The following is a 21,119-nucleotide window of genomic DNA, read 5'->3' on the forward strand; positions in this document are numbered from 1 at the left end:
TTTTCTCCATGATTGTCGCGTTTTTGCAGAGATGATGAAGGGGCTGGGTAACGATAGAGTATAGGAATACTTTAAGATTTCTTGTCTTTCTCCGATATGTATAAATACCGATAACAAAGGAGCGTAACACTATGGTACGAATACTGGTTGCTGATGATGATGCATCCATTTTGGAATTAATACATGTGTATCTCACACGTGAAGGATATAGCGTGCATCGCGCGCATGATGGACAGGAAGCGTTTGATATGCTGGGCGATGGTAAATGGGATCTGATCATTCTCGATGTGATGATGCCGCATATGGATGGCTGGCAATTGTGTATGGATATTCGCCGCTATTATGGGGATGTGCCGATTCTGCTCGTCACTGCTAAAGGTGAGTCAGAGGATAAGATCAAAGGCTTCCGACTGGGCACAGATGACTATCTGGTTAAGCCATTTGTGCCAGAAGAGCTGGTCATGCGCGTGAAGGCGCTGCTGCGTCGTTACCGTATTTTCGCAGGCGAGTCGCTGACGATTGGCAATGTACGTCTGGATGCCGCGACTAAGGAGGCTGAGGTGAACGGCGCACTACAGCCGCTGCCAGCAAAGGAATTTGAGTTATTTTATACCCTTGCTGGATTCCCCGGACAGATCTTCACACGCGATCAATTGATCGAGAAAATATGGGGACATGATTACGATGGGGATGAGCGAACGGTAGATGTGCATATTAAGCGGCTACGGGATCGTTTTTCCGAGGAAAATGGCTTTCTCATTCAGACGATCCGCGGCATTGGCTACCGGATTGAGGTGAAAATGGATTGAAAAATATATACAGCCAGCTTGTTGTGACGTTCATTATCGTCGTCGCAGCCAGCTTTCTGATTACGTTGCTTATGTCTGATTGGGTATTTCAGCGGCAGCAGGTGAATTTTGTACAGGATCGTATTCTGAGTGATGCTGAAGCGATGGCAGAGATTCAAGCATCGATCCCTGAAAATATGATGCAAAAATATCTGAATAGTCAGGGTGGACAGACGCAGCTTGTCGTGATCGGAGAGGATGGCACCGAATATCGCTCGGAGGGCAATGGCCCGGGCGGCCCGCTCGGTATCTCCCCTCCACCACTTCCACTGGGGAATGACTCATCCTCGTCTAGCGATAGCTCCAGTTCGACATCTAGCTCTAGCAACGATGATAGCACGTCTAGCAGCAATACCAACCAACAAAGCTCAACAACAGATGATTCTAAAGATGGCTCTAACTCTGCTACATCGTCTAGTGACAGCGGTAAAAGCACAAATGACAGTAAATCAACATCAAGTACAACGAACAAAGAGTCCACCAGTACAAGCACAGAGGAATCGGAAACAAGCAGCAAGCCAGCGAAGCCGCTTCCTCCTCATCTCAAAAACAACTCGTCTACCGATGCAGCGACCGATCCAAAAAAGCCACCTGTACCGCCGCCAGCACCAAAGGATATCGATAAATGGGTTATTCCAGAGTCTGTGCAGCAGCTGGTACTGAGTGGTCAGACGTATCATCCCAAGGAAGGCGATAGCCTGAATGATCCGAATATCCCTTCGCTCAATTTGTCACTGGAAGGCAGTGATGAGGAACGAGAGCCTCGCTATGTAGGTGTTCCATTTGAACGAAATGGCGTGCATTATGCCCTGTTTGCTCGTCCAGCAGCTGGTCATTTTGTGAATCAGTTTAATAAATGGATGTTCCTTGTCCTCTTCGTCATGCTGATCACCGGGGTGCTGCTGTTCCTATTCGCAGCGCGCCTGATTGCCCGACCAATCGCCAAGCTATCCGATGCTACACGCCGCGTAGCCAAAGGCGATTATGATGTACGTGTGAATCTCAAGCGTAAGGATGAGATCGGACAGCTTGGGGAAAATTTCAACCAGATGACGACAAGACTATCCAAAATTGAAGCGATGCGACAGGAATTTGTCTCCAACGTCTCGCATGAAATTCAAACTCCACTTACCTCCATTCGCGGCTTCGCAGTAGCGCTCAAGGATACCGCTAGCAGTGAGCAGCTCAAGCATTTGAAGATCATTGAGCAGGAAAGTGAACGATTATCCAAGCTCAGCAGTAATCTGCTACGGCTTGCCTCGCTCGATGTGGTGAAGCTGAACAAGCAGCATTTCCGTCTGGATGAGCAAATTCGAATGGCGGTCGTATCCTGCGGCCCGATGTGGATGAACAAGCAGATCGAGCTGTCCGCCGATCTTAACAAAATTGAAGTCGACGGCGATGAAGACCTGCTTACCCAGGTATGGATGAATCTGCTATCCAATGCGATCAAGTTTACCCCGGAAAACGGTAATATCTATATTATGCTAACGGAGGATAAGAACTGGATCAAAGCCAGTGTCCAGGATACCGGCTGCGGCATTGATGCAGAGCATGTGGAGCATATTTTCGAGCGGTTCTATAAGGCAGATAGCTCACGTACTTCAGCCGTAGGCGGCAATGGTCTTGGTCTGTCGATTGTACAGAAGATTTTGATGCTGCATGGCGGGCGCATTGAAGCGCATAGTCAGGCAGGACAGGGAACGACGATGACGGTATATTTACCACGTCCAGCGGCAGCTGTGAGTGCGGCTGTTAAAATCACTAAAAAGGCAGCCTCGCAATAATCAGGATAGGTATAGATGTGGTTTCGGCAGTGGATCTGGCAGTAGATTCGGAAAATATAGTATGAATCGTATGTAGAATAGGATGAGTGTATAACAACACGCTTATTATATAGTATTTATATTCATTTATTTGAATGTATATTCAAATTTAGCATCCGCTTAATATGTAATTAACATGTTATTTATTATGATGAATCTATAATATAAATGCTCTTTTCCAAGGCGAATAGCTCCTTTTTTCAGCGGGCTATTCGCCTTTTTATATCATTTTAAAACAATCTTCAGTTTCGTTTAAGCTAGCGTTCATTTGCTGTTCATATTGCGTTGTTATATTTTGTACATCAAGTTATAGCCGATGAAGACAGCTGATCTTATAGTTTGCAGAGGCACATTTGTATTCATGCATGATGCAATAGGATTCATGCAGCATTCATGATCGTAACTGTACCTCTGACATTCATGTGCTTGTATATTCCCAAAGGAGGGCTCACCGATGAAATATTCTATTATTGTTCCGGTTTACAATGAAGAAGAGGTTGTACTGGAATGTTACCGTCGTCTGACCGAAGTGATGCAGCAAACTAGCGAAACCTATGAATTGATCTTTGTAAATGATGGTAGTCGTGATCGAACGGCATCTATCGTTAGCCAGTTATGCAGCAGCGACCAATCGGTGAAAATGATCGATTTCTCCCGTAACTTTGGGCACCAGATTGCCATTACGGCAGGTATGGACAACGCCTCTGGCGAAGCGATTGTCGTGATTGATGCCGATCTGCAAGACCCGCCAGAGCTGATTTTGCAAATGATTGAGAAATGGAACGAAGGCTACGATGTAGTCTACGCAACTCGTGCTGAGCGCAAGGGCGAAACAGGCTTTAAGAAATGGTCAGCCTCCCTGTTCTACCGGACACTGAACAAGCTGAGTGATATCGATATTCCACTCGATACCGGCGACTTCCGTCTGATCGACCGCAAGGTGTGTGAAGCGATGAAAAGCCTCAAGGAAAGCAATCGCTTTGTACGTGGGCTCGTAAGCTGGGTTGGCTTCCGTCAAACGTCGATCTCGTATGTGCGTGAGGAACGCTTCGCTGGTGAAACGAAGTATCCACTTAAAAAGATGCTGCGCTTCGCTTCCGATGCACTGATCGCCTTCTCGCTCAAGCCGCTACGTCTGGCGAGTGTACTGGGCAGCTTTGTCTCCCTGTTCAGCTTTATCTTCCTGATCTGGGTTGTAGGGCAAAAGCTACTTAACTTCAACACAACACCAGGCTGGGCATCCATCCTTGCCTGCGTTCTGTTCCTCAATGGGATTATGCTGATTATCCTCGGTGTACTGGGCGAGTATGTCGGTCGTATTTATGACGAGGTGAAGGGTCGTCCACTCTATCTGGTGCAGGAAAAACGAAATTTCGCTGCCATGCAGCAGCAGCCGCTAAACGAGCAGTCTGTCCGTGGTGAGCAACGTCAAATGGTGCAAGAGCAGCGATATGTTGGTTTCTAAGCTGTTTGGAAGTCAGGCGTTTCGTTTTGCTGCCGTCGGTGTGTCCAATACGGCGATTGATTTTATCGTCTTCATGCTGCTACAGCACCTGACCGGTGTTGCAGCAGCTCAAATTATCGGCTATAGTGCCGGAACCGCGAACAGCTACTACTGGAATCGCAAATGGACATTTGCGCGTGTAAAGGGCTGGGACGGTGCTGAGCTGCTACGCTTTCTGCTGGTGAATCTGTCAGTCGCGCTCATTACAAGCTTTGTTATCACCTTGATTCCTGCTACCATTCCAGTGTGGATCGCCAAGCTATGCGTGACCGTTCTAGGACTGGGGATTAACTTTGGCTTTAGTAAGCTATGGGTGTTTCGCTGAGTGTTCTACAGACTAAGAAATCGATGGAGAACAACGTCATACTGAAGAACAACGGTATGTTATGGAATCGCATGGAGCTGGATAAGATTTTATAAAGTCACTTAAAATTATTCATCGTTATATAGTCATTCGATGCTACTTCATGTTAGCTCACTTGAATTACTATCATTTAGCACATAGGTGCAATTTCGTATATCGTGTACAAGCCACTCTAGCTCCATTTACACCTTTTGATCCACTATTTCCTTTCACTGCTATACTCACGATTATGTTTTACTGCTATACTCACGTTAAGTTATTCTTTTATCCTCTATTACACTTTTACACTGCCAAACAAGGAGGCATTTGCCATGAAAGTACGTAAAGCGATTATTCCGGCTGCTGGTCTTGGCACCAGACTATTGCCCGCTACCAAAGCCCAGCCGAAGGAAATGCTTCCGATCGTCGACAAGCCTGCGATCCAGTATATTATCGAAGAAGCCGTTGCCAGTGGGATTGAATCGATCCTGATCGTGACCGGTCGAGGCAAACGCTCGATTGAGGATCATTTTGACCATTCGGTTGAACTGGAGTTGGAGCTTGCTGCCAAGGGCAAAACGACGTTGCTTGAGCAGGTTAATCATATTTCCGAGATGGCGGACATTCATTATATTCGTCAGAAAAAGCCGCTCGGTCTGGGACATGCTGTTTTATGTGCCCGTCAATTTGTCGGTAATGAGCCATTCGCTGTACTGCTCGGCGATGATCTGATCGTGAACGAGCAGCAGCCCGGACTGAAACAGCTCATTAATCAACATGGTTCGCCTTCTACCGCTATCATTGGCGTACAGCATGTGCCTCATGAAGAAACGAACAAATACGGTATCGTTGCACCAGCCAGCATGCCCAATGATCCGCATTCACTGATCCAACTGAGCGGGATCGTCGAGAAACCGGACATTGCCGATGCTCCATCCAATCTCGCAGTCATCGGTCGTTATGTGCTGCCAGCGGAAATTTTCGATATTTTGGAAGATACACTGCCTGGCAAAGGTGGCGAGATTCAATTAACCGATGCACTCTCGCGCTTGCCACATCTCGCTGCACTGGAAATTCAGGGCAAGCGTTATGATATCGGCGATCCACTCGGCTATGTGAAGTCGACGATTGAATTTGCATTGAATCGTCCGGAGCTACGTGGGGAGATTGAGAAGTATGTGGAGGAGTTGTATAATCGCTCGCGTGCAGCTGTAAAATAAATAACGATTCTCTTATCCACACCATTCCAGACCATACCATACCTTTCTACAGGGGATGGCAGCTGAAAAATAGAATGCAAAAAGCCTGCACTTTAACGAGTACAGGCTTTTTTGATTACAACGATAGGGTTACGCCAAATCATGCCAGTACAGTCGATGCTGGGTTAATAATTTAGACGACTTCGTCTAGCACTAGTTGTATAGCATCTACCTTAATCTCGCTTCTGCCGCTGCTGGAATTCACGTGAAAGAATGCTCATATTGATCGCATCATGGTATTCGTAATCATAGTACAGCACTTCTCGCTGAACACCCTCCTTACAAAATCCGAGCTTTTCATACGAACGAATCGCTCGCTCGTTAAAGGAATAGACGGACAGCTCAATCCGATGTAGATTCATATTACCAAACGCATAATCCAGCAGCATCTCCATCGCTTCCGTACCATATCCCTTACCAAAGTTAGACGATTCAAAAATAGCGATTCGGACATGTGCATTACGGTTTATACGGTCGATGTCCATTAAGGAAAGCTCGCCGATCACGTGCTCTACATGAGGAGTATTTTCTAGTAATGAAAGCTCATCCATACGCTGCTCTTCCGGTTGGAGGCAAATGAGCAGATCAATTCGGCTGGAATCACCTGCATTTTCCTCAATAAATCGAGCGACACCATCACGCGTGAATAGTGTATGCGTTCCGGTCAGACGGCGCATCTCCTCATTCATTAACGCCGGATAATAGGTATCTATATCATCTGTCGTGTAGGTACGCAGATATAATCGTTTACTTTCCAGTACGCGGGTACCTTGATATAACATTGGGCTCATTCCTTCCTCGTCTCCTTACGCTCTCTTCGCAAGTTCCCCATCCAGCCATTTCATCGCTGTACGCAATTGCTCTTGCGGAACCAGCGCATATTTATCACCGATGGTGCATTCAAAGCTACAGCTTCCCTGATGATCGGCTACATAGGAAGTGAGTCCAATATCGTGCTGGAGCGCGAATTCCTTGAACACCTGCCGAGTCGTTTCAATAGGACAGTCGATATGAACATGGAACATATTCGATACAGGCACTTCGGGTAAGGTATGAATATGAGAGCAGGCATTGAGCAAGCTAGCGAGCTCTTTAGCCTGTTCGTAATATTCGCTCATTTTCCCAATACGCTGCTCGTAGTAGTATTTGGAGCTTACGATATACGGATACAAGCCGATCAGATTACCGCCATGTCGGTGCTTCCACACCTTCGCTTCCTGCATCACATCTTCATCACCAGCTAGAATCGCTCCAGCAATACCGCCGATGCCTTTATAAAAGGAAATATAGACCGTATCGAACAGGCTGCAAATTTCTGCGGCTGTTTTGCCATAATAGGGAGTAATCTCAAATAAGCGTGCACCGTCCAGATGCAATCGAATCCCTTGCTGGCGACAATAGTCTGCGATCGCTTCTAGCTCTTCATAGGGCGGTAGCTGTCCTCCGATCTCACGCTGCGGTAGCTCAAGCAGCACACAGGCGACATCTTCCGTGATACTCGTTACATCTTCTAGCCGGGTGACACGGTTCTTATCTCCTATCAGTACGGCTTCGATATGATGTAGCTCTTTTAACGCATCCTGCTCATGTAGCTCCAGATGAGATAGCGGATGATACGCAACACGCTTGACGCCTTTCCGATCACACCAGATGCGAAGGGCAATCTGCTGTGCCATCGTTCCACTCGGGAAAAATACCGCCGCTGGCTTACCCAGAACATCAGCCATTTGCTGCTGGAACTGCTCGATTAATTCACCAGTACCATAATGATCACTACCTGTCGTACCATCGACCTGCTCAAATGCTTCCTTCAACACATTAATATTACGAGGGCCATTGCCACTGACTCGAAAAGCGGCCTTCACAAAAGCCTCTTCTAACGTAGGTGTATATGTATGCTCATCCATTGCTGTTCACTCCTATTCTGTGCGCGTTGTGGTTATATTATATGCGAAAATGCCTGCCGACTCTATCTGGATGTGCATCCATACAAAAAAAGCCCTTCCGGTTAACCCGGAAGGGCTTCGTTATGCAGCTAGTATAGCTACAATGGATAACTTAGTAGCCTACGCCATTGTACGTCATGATCCAGATCGAGCCGGATACAACGACCAGTACAATTGCCAGACCGAAGATCAGTGCCATTACGTTCCAACGAGGTTGGTTACCCTGACGCTCACGTACGTGCATGAAGAAGAACAACTGCACGACGAATTGCAGAACCGCTGTAACCATAATAATAAGGATGGTTGGCAGCTGGGACAGCATGTGGTTCAGAACAACAACCAGTGGAATGATGGTCAATACGATCGACAGGATAAAACCGACGATGTAGGACTTCAGCGAGCCATGTGCATGAGCTTCGTCATGACCATGGGAATGATCGGAATGGTTCGCCATCTTACATCACCCCCATCAGATAGACGACCGACAGGAGGAAGATCCAGACGGCGTCCAAAAAGTGCCAGTACAAGCTGATAACATTGACTTTACCGCGTGTTACATCGGTAATGCCTTTGCGTGCTAGCTGAATCATAATCAGCAGCATCCAGCCCAGACCCATCGATACGTGGAGTCCGTGCGTACCAACCAGTGTGAAGAACGAGGTTGCGAATGCGCTGGTACCGTAGTTAAAGCCTTCGTGTACCATTTTGATAAACTCATCAACCTCAAGGAAAATAAAGGATGCACCGAGAATCCAGGTTACGACCAACCAGCTAATCAGCTGTTTAACTTTACCTGCATTCATTGCCAGTACAGCCAGACCACTTGTGAAGCTGGATGTGAGCAGGATGAATGTCTCCGCGATAACACCCGGCATTTCGAAAATCTCGTGAGCTGTTGGTCCACCTGCCGTGTTGTTGTGCAGGACAACATACGTGGCAAACAGCGTACCGAACAGGACAACGTCCGTGATCAGGAAGATCCAGAAGCCAAGCATTTTCAGCTCTTGCGGATCATGGTGACCGTGATCATGACCATGTGCATGATCATGACCGTGCTGTGATACGGCTTGTGCCATTAAAGTGTCCCCCTTAATGAAGCCTCAGTCTTTTCTACTTCCTCGGCAGGGATGTAGAAGCCCTCGTCATCATTCATCGAACGGGCAGCCAGACACGCAAGTACGCCGGCGAGTCCAAGAACTCCCATCCACACCCAGTGGAAGGTGAAGCCAAAGCCCGCAATGAAGAAGAAAGTAGAAAATACAATCGGGATACCCGAGTTGCTAGGCATATGAATTGGTTCGTATTTTGGTTTGGCATCCTTTTGAGGAAGCTTACCCGCAGCACGACGCTGCTTGTCGACCCATAATGGATCTCTGCTGTCCACTACCGGAGTAATGGCAAAGTTGTATTCTGGAGCTGGGGACGGGATTGTCCACTCAAGTGTATGAGCATCCCACATGTCGCCAGTTGTATCTTTTTCACGATATTTGAAGCTATACGCAATTTGAACGGCTTGCAGAATGAAGGCAATACCCATCAGGTACGCACCAACCGTCGAAACGACGTTCAGTGGGCCCCAGCCTGTATCCCAGTCAAATGTACTTACACGACGAGTCATACCCATCAGACCGAGCAGGTATTGTGGCATGAAACATACGTAGAAACCGATGTTCCAGAACCAGAATGACCATCTACCCAGCGTTTCGTTCAGCTTGAAACCGAACATTTTTGGCCACCAGTAGTACATGCCGGCAAAGTAACCGAACACAACCCCACCGATCAGAACCTGGTGGAAGTGGGCAATCAGGAAGTAACTGTTATGGTACTGGAAATCAGCAGGCGCAACCGCGAGCAGAACCCCTGTCATACCACCAACGATAAACGCCGGAATAAACGCTACTGTCCATAGCATCGGCAGATCGAAGCGAATTCGTCCACGATACATCGTAAACAGCCAGTTGAAGATTTTAACCCCTGTCGGGATTGCGATCAACATCGTGGACAATGCGAAGAAGGCGTTAACGTCCGCACCGGAGCCCATTGTGAAGAAGTGGTGAGCCCATGTGAAGAAGGAGACGAACGCGATGATCATCATCGCAAATACCATCGAGGTGTAACCGAACAGCTTTTTGCGTGAGAACACGCTGACGACTTCGGAGAAAATACCGAACGCCGGCAAGATAACGATATATACCTCTGGGTGACCCCACATCCATATCAAGTTGATATACATCATCGGATTACCGCCACCGTCAAGGGTGAAGAAGTGTCCTCCTCCGAAACGGTCGAGGAACAGCAGTGCCAGTGTAACTGTCAAAATTGGGAATGCAAAAATGATGATTACACAAGTTGCAAATACCGACCATGTGAACATCGGCATTTTCATCATTGTCATGCCTGGTGCACGCATTTTAATGATCGTTACAAGGAAGTTGATACCTGTTGCCAGGGAACCAATACCGGAAATCTGGATACCCCAGATATAGAAGTTTTGTCCTGGTCCAGGGTTAAATTGTAGCTCGGACAGCGGTGGATAGCTCAGCCAGCCCGCATCCGGCGAACCGCCGATAACGAAGGACAGGTTGAACAGCATTGCGCCCAGGAAGAACAGCCAGAAGCTGAGGGAGTTCAAATAAGGGAACGCAACGTCACGCGCACCGATCTGTAGCGGTACAACAACGTTAAACAAACCGAACATAAATGGCATCGCCATAAACAGGATCATAACAACACCGTGTGTCGTAAATACCTGATTATAGTGTTCTGGATGCAGGAACTCAAAGTTCGGAATTGCCAACTGAGTCCGCATCATGAGCGCATCGACGCCGCCGCGGAACATCATAATGATCGCAGCCAGAATGTACATGATACCGATTTTTTTGTGGTCAACCGTAGTCAACCAGTTGCGCCAGAGCCATTTCCACTTTTTGAAATAGGTCAATCCGGCAACGATGGCAATGGTTACTAATCCAATGGATACGTCTGCACCATAGATCAACGGATCGCCAGTAACAAAAAACTCGGATGCAAACTGTTTAAGATTTTCAAGCATCGTTGAGCTCCTTTCACTTTCTTGGTCCATGCACAGCATCATGCTGGCATGTATGGTGGCATTGCATGAATACCATTTGAATACAGCACGAATGTCGGGAGAAGCTCTCCCGACTCGATTCATACTTACAACGTGGATGTATGCGGCGCATACCATCCCTACGACAGAAACTCAACCGATTTACTTGCCGTCCATTTGTGTTTCAGGCGTAGTGTGTACCGGTTGACGACTTTCAGACAAACCGCCAGGCAGATATTGTGTCACCAGTTGTTGGAACAAATTCTCCGGGAATGCCGAAAAATACTGCTTGTCCGCTGTACCTGGGATCGCAAGCGACTGATACGTATCCATCGTCATCGGCTGGGATTCGGTTTTCACCTTGTTTACCCATGCTTCATAATCGGATTCAGTCACTGCATTCACATCAAAGTTCATCGCACCAAAGTGCTCACCACTAAAGTTAGCACCGGAGCCGTAGTACTTGCCTGTATGATCTGCCTGCAAATACAGGTTCATCGCCATACCAGACATGGTATAAATCTGTCCACCAAGCTGAGGAATCCAGAAGGAGTTCATCGGAGCATCGGAAGTCAGTTCGAAGCGAATAGGTCGGTCTTCAGGAATAGTCAGTGTATTCACAGCTGCAATTCCTTCCTCCGGATAGAAAAATGCCCATTTCCAGTCCATCGAAACGGCTTGAATAACAACAGGCTGTTTGTCAGACTTAATGGCCACGGAAGGCTCGAGTGCGTACGTATAACGTACAGTCACGATACCGAGCACAGCAATAACGACGATCGGAATACCCCACCAGATAGACTCCAGCACATTGCTGTGGTTGAAATCTGGATCGTACTTAGCCTTTCTGCCCGGCTTGTCACGGTATCTCCATACAATAACAAAGGTCAGTATGGTTGTCGGTACGATAACGATCGCTGTCAGAATCGTAGAAATGATAATGACATCGCGTTGTCCTTCTGCAATCGGTCCTTTCGGGTTAAGAACAGCATAGTTGCTAGAACCAGCAAACAACGCCCAAACCGTCAGAGCCAGCGACAACACCGTCACAACCAGAACAACCCAGAACATAAGGCGCGAACCTGGTTTTTTGCTCATCTTGATCCCCTTTCTCACTTAACGCTCATGACGTTCATAATGTTGAAACCACACATTCCTATGTTAACACTAAGTGTCCTTTTTGCGTATCCATAGAAGGTGTAAATTTCAGTTTTTTTTGGCTTGTTAACAAATCTGTCAATTTATTAGCAGGCAGAAGTGAATGTTTTCACATTATTTAAAGATTAACATATTTTTACTTCGTAAAAAAGCCCCTTTAAGAATTATTCTTAAAGGAGCCTTAATTTTAAAATGCTCGCTGTCTAGCTGTCTTTACCCCCATTGGAATGGCAAACGGCTAGCAGACGATCATCCTAATCGTCCTTAATCCCATCCTTACCTTCATCGCTGCGTGCCTGCATCGAGCCAAGCCATTTGGCGAGCGAATAAATGAAGGCAAAGGCAGCTAAACAGCCTACACCGATCATCAGTCCAAGGTTGTTGTCGTTAAATGGTTGCAGATTCAGCACGATCAGCAGAATCCCTGCCGCGCAGCACAGCCATGCGACTACAGTCAGCATTTTACTCAGTCCATATGTGTTTTGTGCCGAGTTATTACCACTCGGGCCTCTAGATTTGGTAGCCACGAAGTCCACTCCCCTTTCCCGGATAGTCGTATTGCTGTGATGTCTACCTGAATCATTCCATCGATTGGTCTGGCGTACCAGGCAGAAGTACTATACGACTTATTACCACAAAAGGAAGCTTTTGATTCGCTACGTCACATTTATATTTTATAGCGCGCTGCTTCAATAGAAAGAGTACGGAAATTAGCGCGTCTCCATCCAGTTGTTACGGATAACATTTTGATACCAGTAGAAGCTTTCCTTCGGCGTACGTACCTGTGTGCGGAAATCGACATGAATCAGTCCAAAGCGCATCCGGTAGCCCTCTGCCCATTCAAAATTGTCCATCAGCGACCACGCCATGTATCCTTTTAAATGGATACCATCATTGATAACGCGATGCACCTGAGCGATATGCTGCTGTAAGTAGCTGATACGCATGGAGTCATTCACAATGCCATTTTCTGGCCCATCGTTAATGCAAGCGCCGTTTTCCGTAATATAAATATCGATATTGCCGTATTTTTGCAGGTAATGGATCACGTCGTATAAACCAACCGAATCGATCGGCCAGCCGATATCGGTTTTGAACAGTCCCATATCGATCGGCTCGCTGTGCAGATAGCCTGCTTCTGGATTGTAGCGATTCACTGTCGGATGATAGTAATTGATTCCGATCAGATCAATCGGCTGCTGAATGATCTCCATATCGCCCTCCTGCACAGGTGGTGTAGCTCCAGCTTGCTGGAACCAGTTGTACAGTGATGCTGGATAGCTTCCTTTATACACTGGATCAAGGAACCAGTCTGCATACACTTCAATATTACGATTGCAGGCAGCGCGATCCTCTGCACTCTTGCTGTAAGGAACTGCCCATGCCACATTCGGTGCAATTCCGATCTGTCCATCTACCGGACTGATCTCACGGAATAGCTTAACCGCATGTCCATGCGCAACGAGCAGATTGTGACCTACATTCAGCGCAATTTGCAAATCGGTATTCCCCGGCGCATGCTTGCCTTCCAGATTCGATAAAAACGCAATACACCACGGCTCATTGAACGTAAGCCAGAACTTGATTTTACCTGTAAATTCACGGAACATGACCTCCGCATATTTAACAAAGGCATCGATTGTGCGCCGATTCTCCCAACCGCCTACATCCTGTAGCGCCTGTGGTAGATCCCAGTGATACAGCGTACAAAACGGCTCAATCCCTGCCTCCAGCAGCTTATCGACAAAACGATGATAAAAGTCGATCCCTTCCCGATTGATCTCCCCATCTCCATCTGGAATAATCCGCGGCCATGCAATCGAAAACCGATACGTATCAATACCGAGTTCCTTCATTAGAGCAATATCCTCTTCATACCGATGATAGCTGTCTGTAGCAATATTCCCATTATGCCCATCAAACACCTTGCCCGGTGTATGAGCAAACGTATCCCATATCGACAGCCCACGCCCGCCTTCCTGATAAGCGCCCTCAATCTGATACGAAGCTGTAGCTGCACCCCAGCGGAAATCCTTCGGGAATTGGAAAATAGTCATGTGGTAGTACCTCCTGAAAAGTATGTAGTTTGTGAATTTTGTGGCATAGTAGTGTGTACGCTTACATCATAGTTTATCTTGTGGTGGGGCGGTAGGCTGTAACTTATGTTTCTGGGTGCGGAAAATTAAGAAGTTGATATGGTATATGAAATATTATGCTGGGCTTAGGGATATCCACTCCGGCAAGGAATAAGGGGACGGACTCAGGTGGAGCCGCGGGAATCTACTGGATTAAGAGTTAATTGTAGATTCCCGCCCCTCCAAAATCGTCCTTTCCCCTTATTTCCTTTCCTCCGTTCTGTGCTTGGCGTGACATACTGTGCTCTTGATTAAAATATAAATTTAGACTCTCTCATCAAAAATTATTCACTTCGAAAAGTCTGAATTCGTACTTTTCTATATCGACTTATTGGTTATGCATTATCTGCTATGTATATAAAACTTAAGCCTTCAGATCTTGCATTCAAATCTTTAATTCCATAGTCTGTCCAATAAGAAAGCCAAAGTAGGCTATACATCAGCACTCGTATGAACGTAACCTTACGCAACGGAGGGAAGGAAATAAGGGGAAAGGACGACTTTTGAGCGCAGGAGTTCACATTTCACTCCATCTCCCAAGTCCCTTCCTGCGTGAGACGGGAGTCCGTCCCCTTATTCCTTTCCGGAGTGCTTGATGCTCTACACCGAAAGATTTTTACTCATAACAGCTGATTAAAATTATGTATTCAAACAATCCATACTTAGCAACAAAAGAAAAAGGAACGCTACTATGCGCTCCCTTTTCCTAATACTTAATTCTGCTTAACTTCATAATTACATAACCACATATTATACTCGTTCAACTCTCAACTACATCTGGGTAATTCCCGGGAAATATTATTTTTTATTCGTTCCCCACAGCTCGACTGTATTTTTGATCAGTTCGCTGTAGCTTGCTTCCATCTTCTTCATTTCGTCCGTGCTCAGCTCAGAAACCATTTGATCGTAGATGCTGTCGAATTGGTCTGGTTTTGCCAGAATCGCTTCTGGGATGCGTTTGCGGACGATATCCTGGGATTTTTGATAGGCTACATTGTAGCTTGGGTCATCTGGGGATGGCAGATTGTAGGCTGCGCCCCATGCTTTAACCGGGAATTCGTCTTTGGATGGGAACAGGTCTTTCCATGTCGTTGCTCCGTATGCCTTGAGCGCATCTTTTTCTGGTTGACTGTAGCTTGCCAGGATTTGCTCAGGGAAGTTAGTTGTATAGTAGTTACCTGTCGAATCCTTCACACTATCTCCGTAGTGAACAGAGAAGTTGTACATGCCGATACCGGATTCTTTAGTGAAGTTCGTATTGTCATTGATTTTACGTTCCTGAACATCTGCTGGAATGACACGCTTGCCATCCTTCACTTCATAGTGCTTGCCTTCGATCCCCCAGTTGTTCAGCACCTGTGCTTCATCGGAAGCCATCCAGTCCAGGAACTTGATGATGCGAATCGGGTCTTTGGCAGATGTCGTAATACCGATACCATAGCCAACTGGTGGGCCGATATCCTGGAAGGAACGATCCTTCGTCGAATCATCCAGCTGTAATGGATAATGTCCGTATGTGCGCTCTGACATGCCCGATGTTTTCAGCGAATTTTCTGCCTGCTGATAGTCCCAATCCTGATCGATCAGACCCAGCACACGACCGCTGGCGATTTTGGACAGATACTGGTCATTTTTCTGTGTAAAGGTTTCTGGATCCAGCAGACCTTCATTATACATATGGTTCAACCAGCGGAAATATTCTTTTTCCTCTGGACGCTTGTAGTGCAGCTGTGCTTCATATGTTTCTGGATTAATGTAGAATTCGCCGTCATCCGGTGCACCTGTCGCAAGGAATGCCGGGTTCGTTACTGTAATCATAATTTTCCAATCATCTGCGTTCAATGTGAGCGGGATCGTTGGTTGTCCATTGATCGTTGGATGCTTCTCTTTGTACTCTTTCAGTACGTTTTCGAAGTCTTTTACCGTTTTGATCTTTGGATAGCCGAGTTCTTTCATTACCTGATGCTGTACTTCGAAGCCGCCACCAGCATCGAATTTTGCTTCGCCTACGCCTGCATTCGTTGGAATGACGTAGATGGACGGATCGTCTTTGCTGTATTGGAGACGGGACAGATCGTTACCGTATACTTTTTTGATATTAGGACCATATTTGTTGATCAGATCGGTCAGGTCGATCAATGCCCCCGCTTCAACTAGCTTGGTAATCGAACCTTTTGGGAAAATGGTATCTGGATACTCGCCGGAAGCGGTCATCAAGGCGATTTTCTGTGTACCACCGCCGCTCACATCGTACTCGGCATTAATCGTCACATTGGTCGCCTTCGTGATCGCTTGACCTACGTCATCCTTCATATTGTTCCAGGTCGGACTTGCATCCGAGCCGAAGAAGGAAATCGTAATCGGTGTAGATACGTCCGATGTTTCCGTTTGTGTTGGATCACTGCTGCCTCCGCAGGCGGTTGCTGTTGCAAGCGAGACAACCGACAATGGGATCATGATGCGTTTTAACCATTTACCAGCCATTCAAAAGCCCCCTTTGATTTCAGTGGTTGCACTCCATCTCTATATGCTAAGGCGACATAGGCGTCGCCACATAGCTGTTGATTACGATGATACTTTTTTCAAATCTACTTGGATTAGGATACGGCTCAGCTGAATGCGTCCAACCGATTTATGCTTTGACAGCACCCAGTGTCATCCCACTTACAAAATACTTCTGCAAGAATGGATACACAATGAGGATTGGCACGGTAACGACGATTGTGATCGCCATCCGAATCGATTCTGGCGAAATGCTTGCCATTTGCTTGGCCATATCATTCGCATTGACCGCACCGCTTTGCTGTGTACTCTGCTGTAGCACCTTCATCAGCTCATACTGCAACGTTGTCCATTGCGGCGAGCTTGCATTGTACAGATACGTATCAAACCAGGCATTCCATTGACCGACCGCCAGGAACAAAGCAATTGTTGCCAGTACGGGCTTACAAAGCGGTAAAATGACACGCCAGTAGATCGTAAAGTCATTCGCTCCATCCAGCTTCGCTGACTCCTGCAATGCATACGGTAGACCATCGATAAAGGAGCGGATGATAAACACATTGAATGCGCTCACAACACCTGGCAGCACGTACACCCAGAAGCTGTTGATCATGCCGAGATCACGAATCAGCAGGAATGTTGGAACCAGACCAGCAGTGACATACATCGTCAGCGCCAGAAATACCGAGATAAAGCGACGTGCCTGAAAATCGACCCGGCTCAGCGTGAATGCCAGCATCGATGCACTCAGCAGACCGAGCAGCGTACCCACGATGGTACGAAGAACCGAGATTTGCGCTCCTTGAAGCAGTCCCTGATATTGAAAGATAACGGAATAGTTTTCCAGTGTAAAGGCACGCGGGATAATATGAATGCCACCTCGTACCGTATCGGAGGACTCATTGAGTGAAATCGCCAGTACGTTCAAGAACGGATAAAGCGTAACGATCAGCACCAGCGACATCAGAATCGTATTGCACACATCGAATATTTTATCGCCTCGTGTCGCATTGAAGGCTTTGTTAGCCGCCATACGTGATCTCCCCTTTCAAATGAATCGTTGGTGCAGCAAGCCTGTGCCCACTATGACGAGCGGAGAAGACTTGCTACACATGTATCTGTAGGCTACATAATACTTTCCTTGGTTGTTTTCTTGAAAATGCCATTCGCCGTGAAGAGCAGAACAATACTGATCACCGAGTTAAATATACTGATCGCTGTACCATACGAGTATCGGTTCATCTCCAGCCCGTATTTCAGTGCGTACAGATCAAGCACCTGTGAATAATCGGTCACAAGGTTGTTGCCGAGCAAGAACTGCTTTTCAAAACCGATGCTGACAAGGTGACCGATCGACATGATCAGCAGGACGATAATCGTCGTCCGCATCCCTGGCAGCGTGATGTGCCACATTTGCCGGAAGCGTCCTGCACCATCAACCTTGGAGGCTTCATACTGCTCCTGATCGATGCCCGTAATGGCTGCCAGATAAATAATCGTATTCCAGCCCATCTCTTTCCACACATCGGAAGCGGTTACAATTCCCCAGAACCATTGCCCCTGTGCCATAAATTGAATCGGTCGATCAATAATATGGAGTGATACGAGCAATTCGTTAATGATCCCGCCGTCTGTCGAAAGGGACTTGGTCACAATCCCGGCAACAACGACCCACGATACAAAGTGAGGGAGGTAAGAAACCGTCTGCACGGTTCGTTTGAATAAAATCCCGCGTACTTCGTTGAGCAAAATTGCAAACACGACGGGGAAAATAAATCCGAAGATCAAGCCGAGAAAGCTCATCGCCAGTGTATTACGCAGTGCCAGGTAAAACTGCTGATCCTGAAACAATGTAATAAACTGGTCCAATCCCACCCATTTCTGCTCAAAGAACGAGCGCGCTGGACGGAACTCCTGAAAAGCCATCAACCAGCCCCATAATGGTACATAGCTGAATATGAATGCCCAGATGACAAACGGAACCGACATGAGATACAGAAACTTTTGCTGCTTAAATACCTTCCAGAAGCCGCCTGTCTTGAGCTGACGGGCGCTGGCGCTCTCTCCACTTTTACGGGAGGAAGCCTGCTTGGTTGTTGAATCCATCGTCTCATCCACCTTCCTATAATCGGCTTCACCCTGACCGGATGACGCTGTATGAACGTGCCACGCATCTGTGTGGATTACATAACCGATTATAAAAGAAAGCGCTTTCTGTTAATACCTGACAAATTATATGTAAAATCATATAAAAATTAGACATCCTTGTCGGAGCGGCTCGAATCACTAAAAATAATGGTGATTGGTTGTCCAATTTTATAGTTGGAGAGGTATTACGGACTATGCAAAACAAAACTTTAGAAGCAAAATGAAAAACCTGCTTTCTATGGCGAAGCAGGGGGAAGGAGTTTATTTAAGAACATAACAATTTAAAAATGAAATTTTACTGCAAAAGTGCTGTTCTACTGTTTTTGAAGTGGAGGAGCACCATCCACTTCGGTAAGGAATAAGGGAACGGACTCGGGTGGAGCCGCGGGAATCTTTTGGATTAGCAGTGAATGAAGATTCCCGCCCCTCCAAAGTCGTCCTTTTCCCTTATTTCCTTCCCTACGTTCTCTGCTTATTGCGAACTGTATGTAAATATATAAGTGCAGCACTGTACAGTTTTCTGTATCGTTCGTATGTACTTTGCTTAAAGCAAAATACCTTACAGCTTTTAAGCACAGGAATCTACAACGTATTCCTATTTTGTAGATTCCCGTGCGAGACTGGAGTCTGTTTCCTTATTCTTTGCTGGAATGATCGATGTCTCAACAACCAAATAACACTCCAGGATAATTTATTTGATTTGTTTTACAAACTCTCTTAGTAGCAATTTACAAACTAGCATACTTTCAATAACTGCACTATAAACTCACTTTTTGCATGTACTTGCTACAACTACACTACAGCACTCTTAGCATACAGCTTCAATGCTGCTGCCCATCTCCCATCTGCTCGCGATACGCCGACGGCGAAATGCCTGTGTACTTCTTAAATTTGCTGTGAAAATAATCGACGTTGGCATAGCCGACCATCGAAGCGACCTTGTGTACCTTCATGCCCTGAGCGAGCAATTCCTTTGCGCGATCCAGGCGAACGCCGTCGAGGAAATGGTTGAAGGATTCGCCTGTGTACGTTTTGAACATTTTGCCGAGATAGGCGCTGTTGTAGTTGAATACCTCGGCGAGCAGCTCTAGCTTCAGGTTGTCACTATAATGACGGCGAATGAAATCGGTCATTTGCTTCATCACCGACTCGTGGCTGACGCCGTTGATGGATTGTAGCAGTTCCTCCAAGCCCTTTAGGATCAGATCGATCATACTGGCAGCGGTTGGAGCGGAGTATAGCTCGGGGATGAGCGCCAGACACGCCTGTACCGCTGGTCCAGAGCCTGCTACACTGCCAGGTAAACGGCTGAGCGCGAGGGATAGGACGTGCGACGATAAGCTTTTCGTATCGCGCTCGACTAGACCCGCCAGATGGCAGACCGACATTAATTCAGATAGGACACGTTCAGCGGCTTCCAGGCTGCGGATATCGACCGCATAATACAGCCGATCTGCCCACTCGTTTGCCTGTGGAGATGGCAGTGGCTCTTGCTCTATCGGCTCCGACTCGTCGTGATACCGCTTGTTTGCACTCCAGGCAATACCATTTGTACCAAACCAGAAGCGTTGCTCCAGCAAGTCCAGTGCTTCGGCATAACTATCATGAAGGTGCTCCAGCTCATCGGCTACCGATCCAGCTGCCGCATACCATAGCTCGGAGGATGCGGAATGATCCAATAGCCGATCCCGCAGCTCGCCCAGTTCTCGCTCTCCATACGGTCGTCCAGTCAGGATGCCAATATAGTTCCCCGCGCGAAAGGCAATATGGCGCTGCTCCATATTCCACCAGCTATGCAGCTGCTCCAGATACGTTCCCCAGCTATCCAGATGATCGCCACGGCTAGCGTGGTATTCCAGCAGCAGCACCTGATAGGAAGACCAGCCAAGAGATAGCGCCTGCTGCGCGCGCTCCTGCTCTTTGCCAGAGCTACTAAGTAGCATCTGCTCCACCAGCTCATGTGCAGGCACAGGCTGCTGTCGCTGTTCTCCTCTATGCTGCTCCTGCTCCAGTGATTCATGCACACGCAGTAGCTCCTGCTCCATCTCCACCTCATCTACAGGCTTGAGCAAATAGCCGTCTACCCCGTAGCCAAGCGCACGTCTTGCATATTCAAAGTCCGCATGTCCACTCAAAATCAGCACATGCGTCCGACTATGATTGCGACGAAGCTGCTCAATCACCTCAAGTCCGTTCATTCCCGGCATACGAATGTCCATGATCATCAGGTCTGGCTGAATCCGTTCAAACTTTTGCAATGCTTCGCGACCGTTAGCCGCTGCATCCACAACCTCGAATCCGATCCGATCCCAGTCGATAATCGTTTTTAAGCCTTCTCTTATCGCTGGTTCATCATCTACAATCATCACCTTAAACATAA

At 47.1% G+C, this 21,119-nt stretch carries 17 protein-coding genes; 5 read left to right on the forward strand and 12 right to left on the reverse strand.

The window, feature by feature from the left end; all coding sequences use genetic code 11:
- The first annotated feature begins 131 nt into the window (after positions 1–131).
- The 5 genes from SK066_RS19795 to galU all read left to right on the forward strand — a co-directional run bounded on the left by SK066_RS19795 (position 132) and on the right by galU (position 5,741).
- Complete coding sequence (locus SK066_RS19795; RefSeq protein WP_188777359.1) at positions 132–809, forward strand: response regulator transcription factor; 678 nt, start codon at positions 132–134, stop codon at positions 807–809.
- Positions 806–2,635, forward strand: a complete 1,830-nt coding sequence (locus tag SK066_RS19800) for a sensor histidine kinase (protein WP_320542755.1) — start codon at positions 806–808, stop codon at positions 2,633–2,635. Before SK066_RS19795 ends, SK066_RS19800 begins: the two co-directional genes overlap by 4 nt.
- A 493-nt stretch (positions 2,636–3,128) precedes the next feature.
- Positions 3,129–4,139 carry a glycosyltransferase family 2 protein gene (locus tag SK066_RS19805; protein ID WP_320542756.1) on the forward strand — a complete coding sequence of 337 codons (1,011 nt, stop codon included), beginning with the start codon at positions 3,129–3,131 and terminating at the stop codon, positions 4,137–4,139.
- Complete coding sequence (locus tag SK066_RS19810) at positions 4,126–4,503, forward strand: GtrA family protein (protein WP_320542757.1); 378 nt, start codon at positions 4,126–4,128, stop codon at positions 4,501–4,503. Before SK066_RS19805 ends, SK066_RS19810 begins: the two co-directional genes overlap by 14 nt.
- 350 nt (positions 4,504–4,853) lie before the next feature.
- Positions 4,854–5,741: a UTP--glucose-1-phosphate uridylyltransferase GalU gene (gene galU, locus SK066_RS19815; protein ID WP_250344958.1), complete on the forward strand. Its 888-nt coding sequence runs from the start codon at positions 4,854–4,856 to the stop codon at positions 5,739–5,741.
- A gap of 212 nt (positions 5,742–5,953) precedes the next feature.
- Here galU and SK066_RS19820 read toward each other — a convergent pair whose 3' ends face one another.
- From SK066_RS19820 to SK066_RS19875, 12 genes are all read right to left on the reverse strand, one after another.
- Entirely contained in the window at positions 5,954–6,571 is a 618-nt protein-coding gene (locus SK066_RS19820; RefSeq protein WP_320542758.1) for a GNAT family N-acetyltransferase, read from the reverse strand.
- A 15-nt stretch (positions 6,572–6,586) separates the two neighbouring features.
- Positions 6,587–7,687, reverse strand: coding sequence for a threonine aldolase family protein (locus SK066_RS19825; RefSeq protein WP_320542759.1), 1,101 nt, complete (start codon positions 7,685–7,687; stop codon positions 6,587–6,589).
- A 151-nt stretch (positions 7,688–7,838) separates the two neighbouring features.
- Entirely contained in the window at positions 7,839–8,180 is a 342-nt protein-coding gene (cyoD, locus tag SK066_RS19830; protein ID WP_188777371.1) for a cytochrome o ubiquinol oxidase subunit IV, read from the reverse strand.
- Between the two features lies 1 nt (position 8,181).
- A complete protein-coding gene (cyoC, locus tag SK066_RS19835; RefSeq protein ID WP_188777373.1) occupies positions 8,182–8,802 on the reverse strand; it encodes a cytochrome o ubiquinol oxidase subunit III in 621 nt (206 codons plus the stop codon).
- Positions 8,802–10,778, reverse strand: a complete 1,977-nt coding sequence (locus SK066_RS19840) for a cbb3-type cytochrome c oxidase subunit I (RefSeq protein ID WP_188777375.1) — start codon at positions 10,776–10,778, stop codon at positions 8,802–8,804. The genes cyoC and SK066_RS19840 overlap by 1 nt, the downstream gene beginning before the upstream one ends.
- Positions 10,779–10,958: 180 nt before the next feature.
- Positions 10,959–11,894, reverse strand: a complete 936-nt coding sequence (qoxA, locus tag SK066_RS19845; protein ID WP_188777377.1) for a cytochrome aa3 quinol oxidase subunit II — start codon at positions 11,892–11,894, stop codon at positions 10,959–10,961.
- A gap of 314 nt (positions 11,895–12,208) precedes the next feature.
- The gene (locus SK066_RS19850) at positions 12,209–12,481 is read right to left on the reverse strand and encodes a hypothetical protein (protein ID WP_320542760.1); all 273 of its coding nucleotides are present in this window, start codon (positions 12,479–12,481) and stop codon (positions 12,209–12,211) included.
- 183 nt (positions 12,482–12,664) lie between these two features.
- Positions 12,665–14,011: a GH1 family beta-glucosidase gene (locus SK066_RS19855; protein WP_320542761.1), complete on the reverse strand. Its 1,347-nt coding sequence runs from the start codon at positions 14,009–14,011 to the stop codon at positions 12,665–12,667.
- Positions 14,012–14,887: 876 nt separating this feature from the next.
- Positions 14,888–16,573, reverse strand: a complete 1,686-nt coding sequence (locus tag SK066_RS19860) for an ABC transporter substrate-binding protein (protein WP_250344954.1) — start codon at positions 16,571–16,573, stop codon at positions 14,888–14,890.
- 148 nt (positions 16,574–16,721) lie between these two features.
- Positions 16,722–17,624, reverse strand: coding sequence for a carbohydrate ABC transporter permease (locus SK066_RS19865; RefSeq protein WP_188777384.1), 903 nt, complete (start codon positions 17,622–17,624; stop codon positions 16,722–16,724).
- Positions 17,625–17,716: 92 nt separating this feature from the next.
- Positions 17,717–18,697 carry an ABC transporter permease gene (locus SK066_RS19870; protein WP_188777385.1) on the reverse strand — a complete coding sequence of 327 codons (981 nt, stop codon included), beginning with the start codon at positions 18,695–18,697 and terminating at the stop codon, positions 17,717–17,719.
- An 863-nt stretch (positions 18,698–19,560) separates the two neighbouring features.
- Positions 19,561–21,117 (reverse strand): response regulator transcription factor, encoded by a 1,557-nt coding sequence (locus tag SK066_RS19875; RefSeq protein WP_320542762.1) that lies wholly within the window; start codon positions 21,115–21,117, stop codon positions 19,561–19,563.
- Positions 21,118–21,119: the final 2 nt, after the last annotated feature.

It is taken from the genome of Paenibacillus hunanensis (assembly GCF_034055775.1).
GTDB classification, from domain to species: domain Bacteria; phylum Bacillota; class Bacilli; order Paenibacillales; family Paenibacillaceae; genus Saccharibacillus; species Saccharibacillus hunanensis.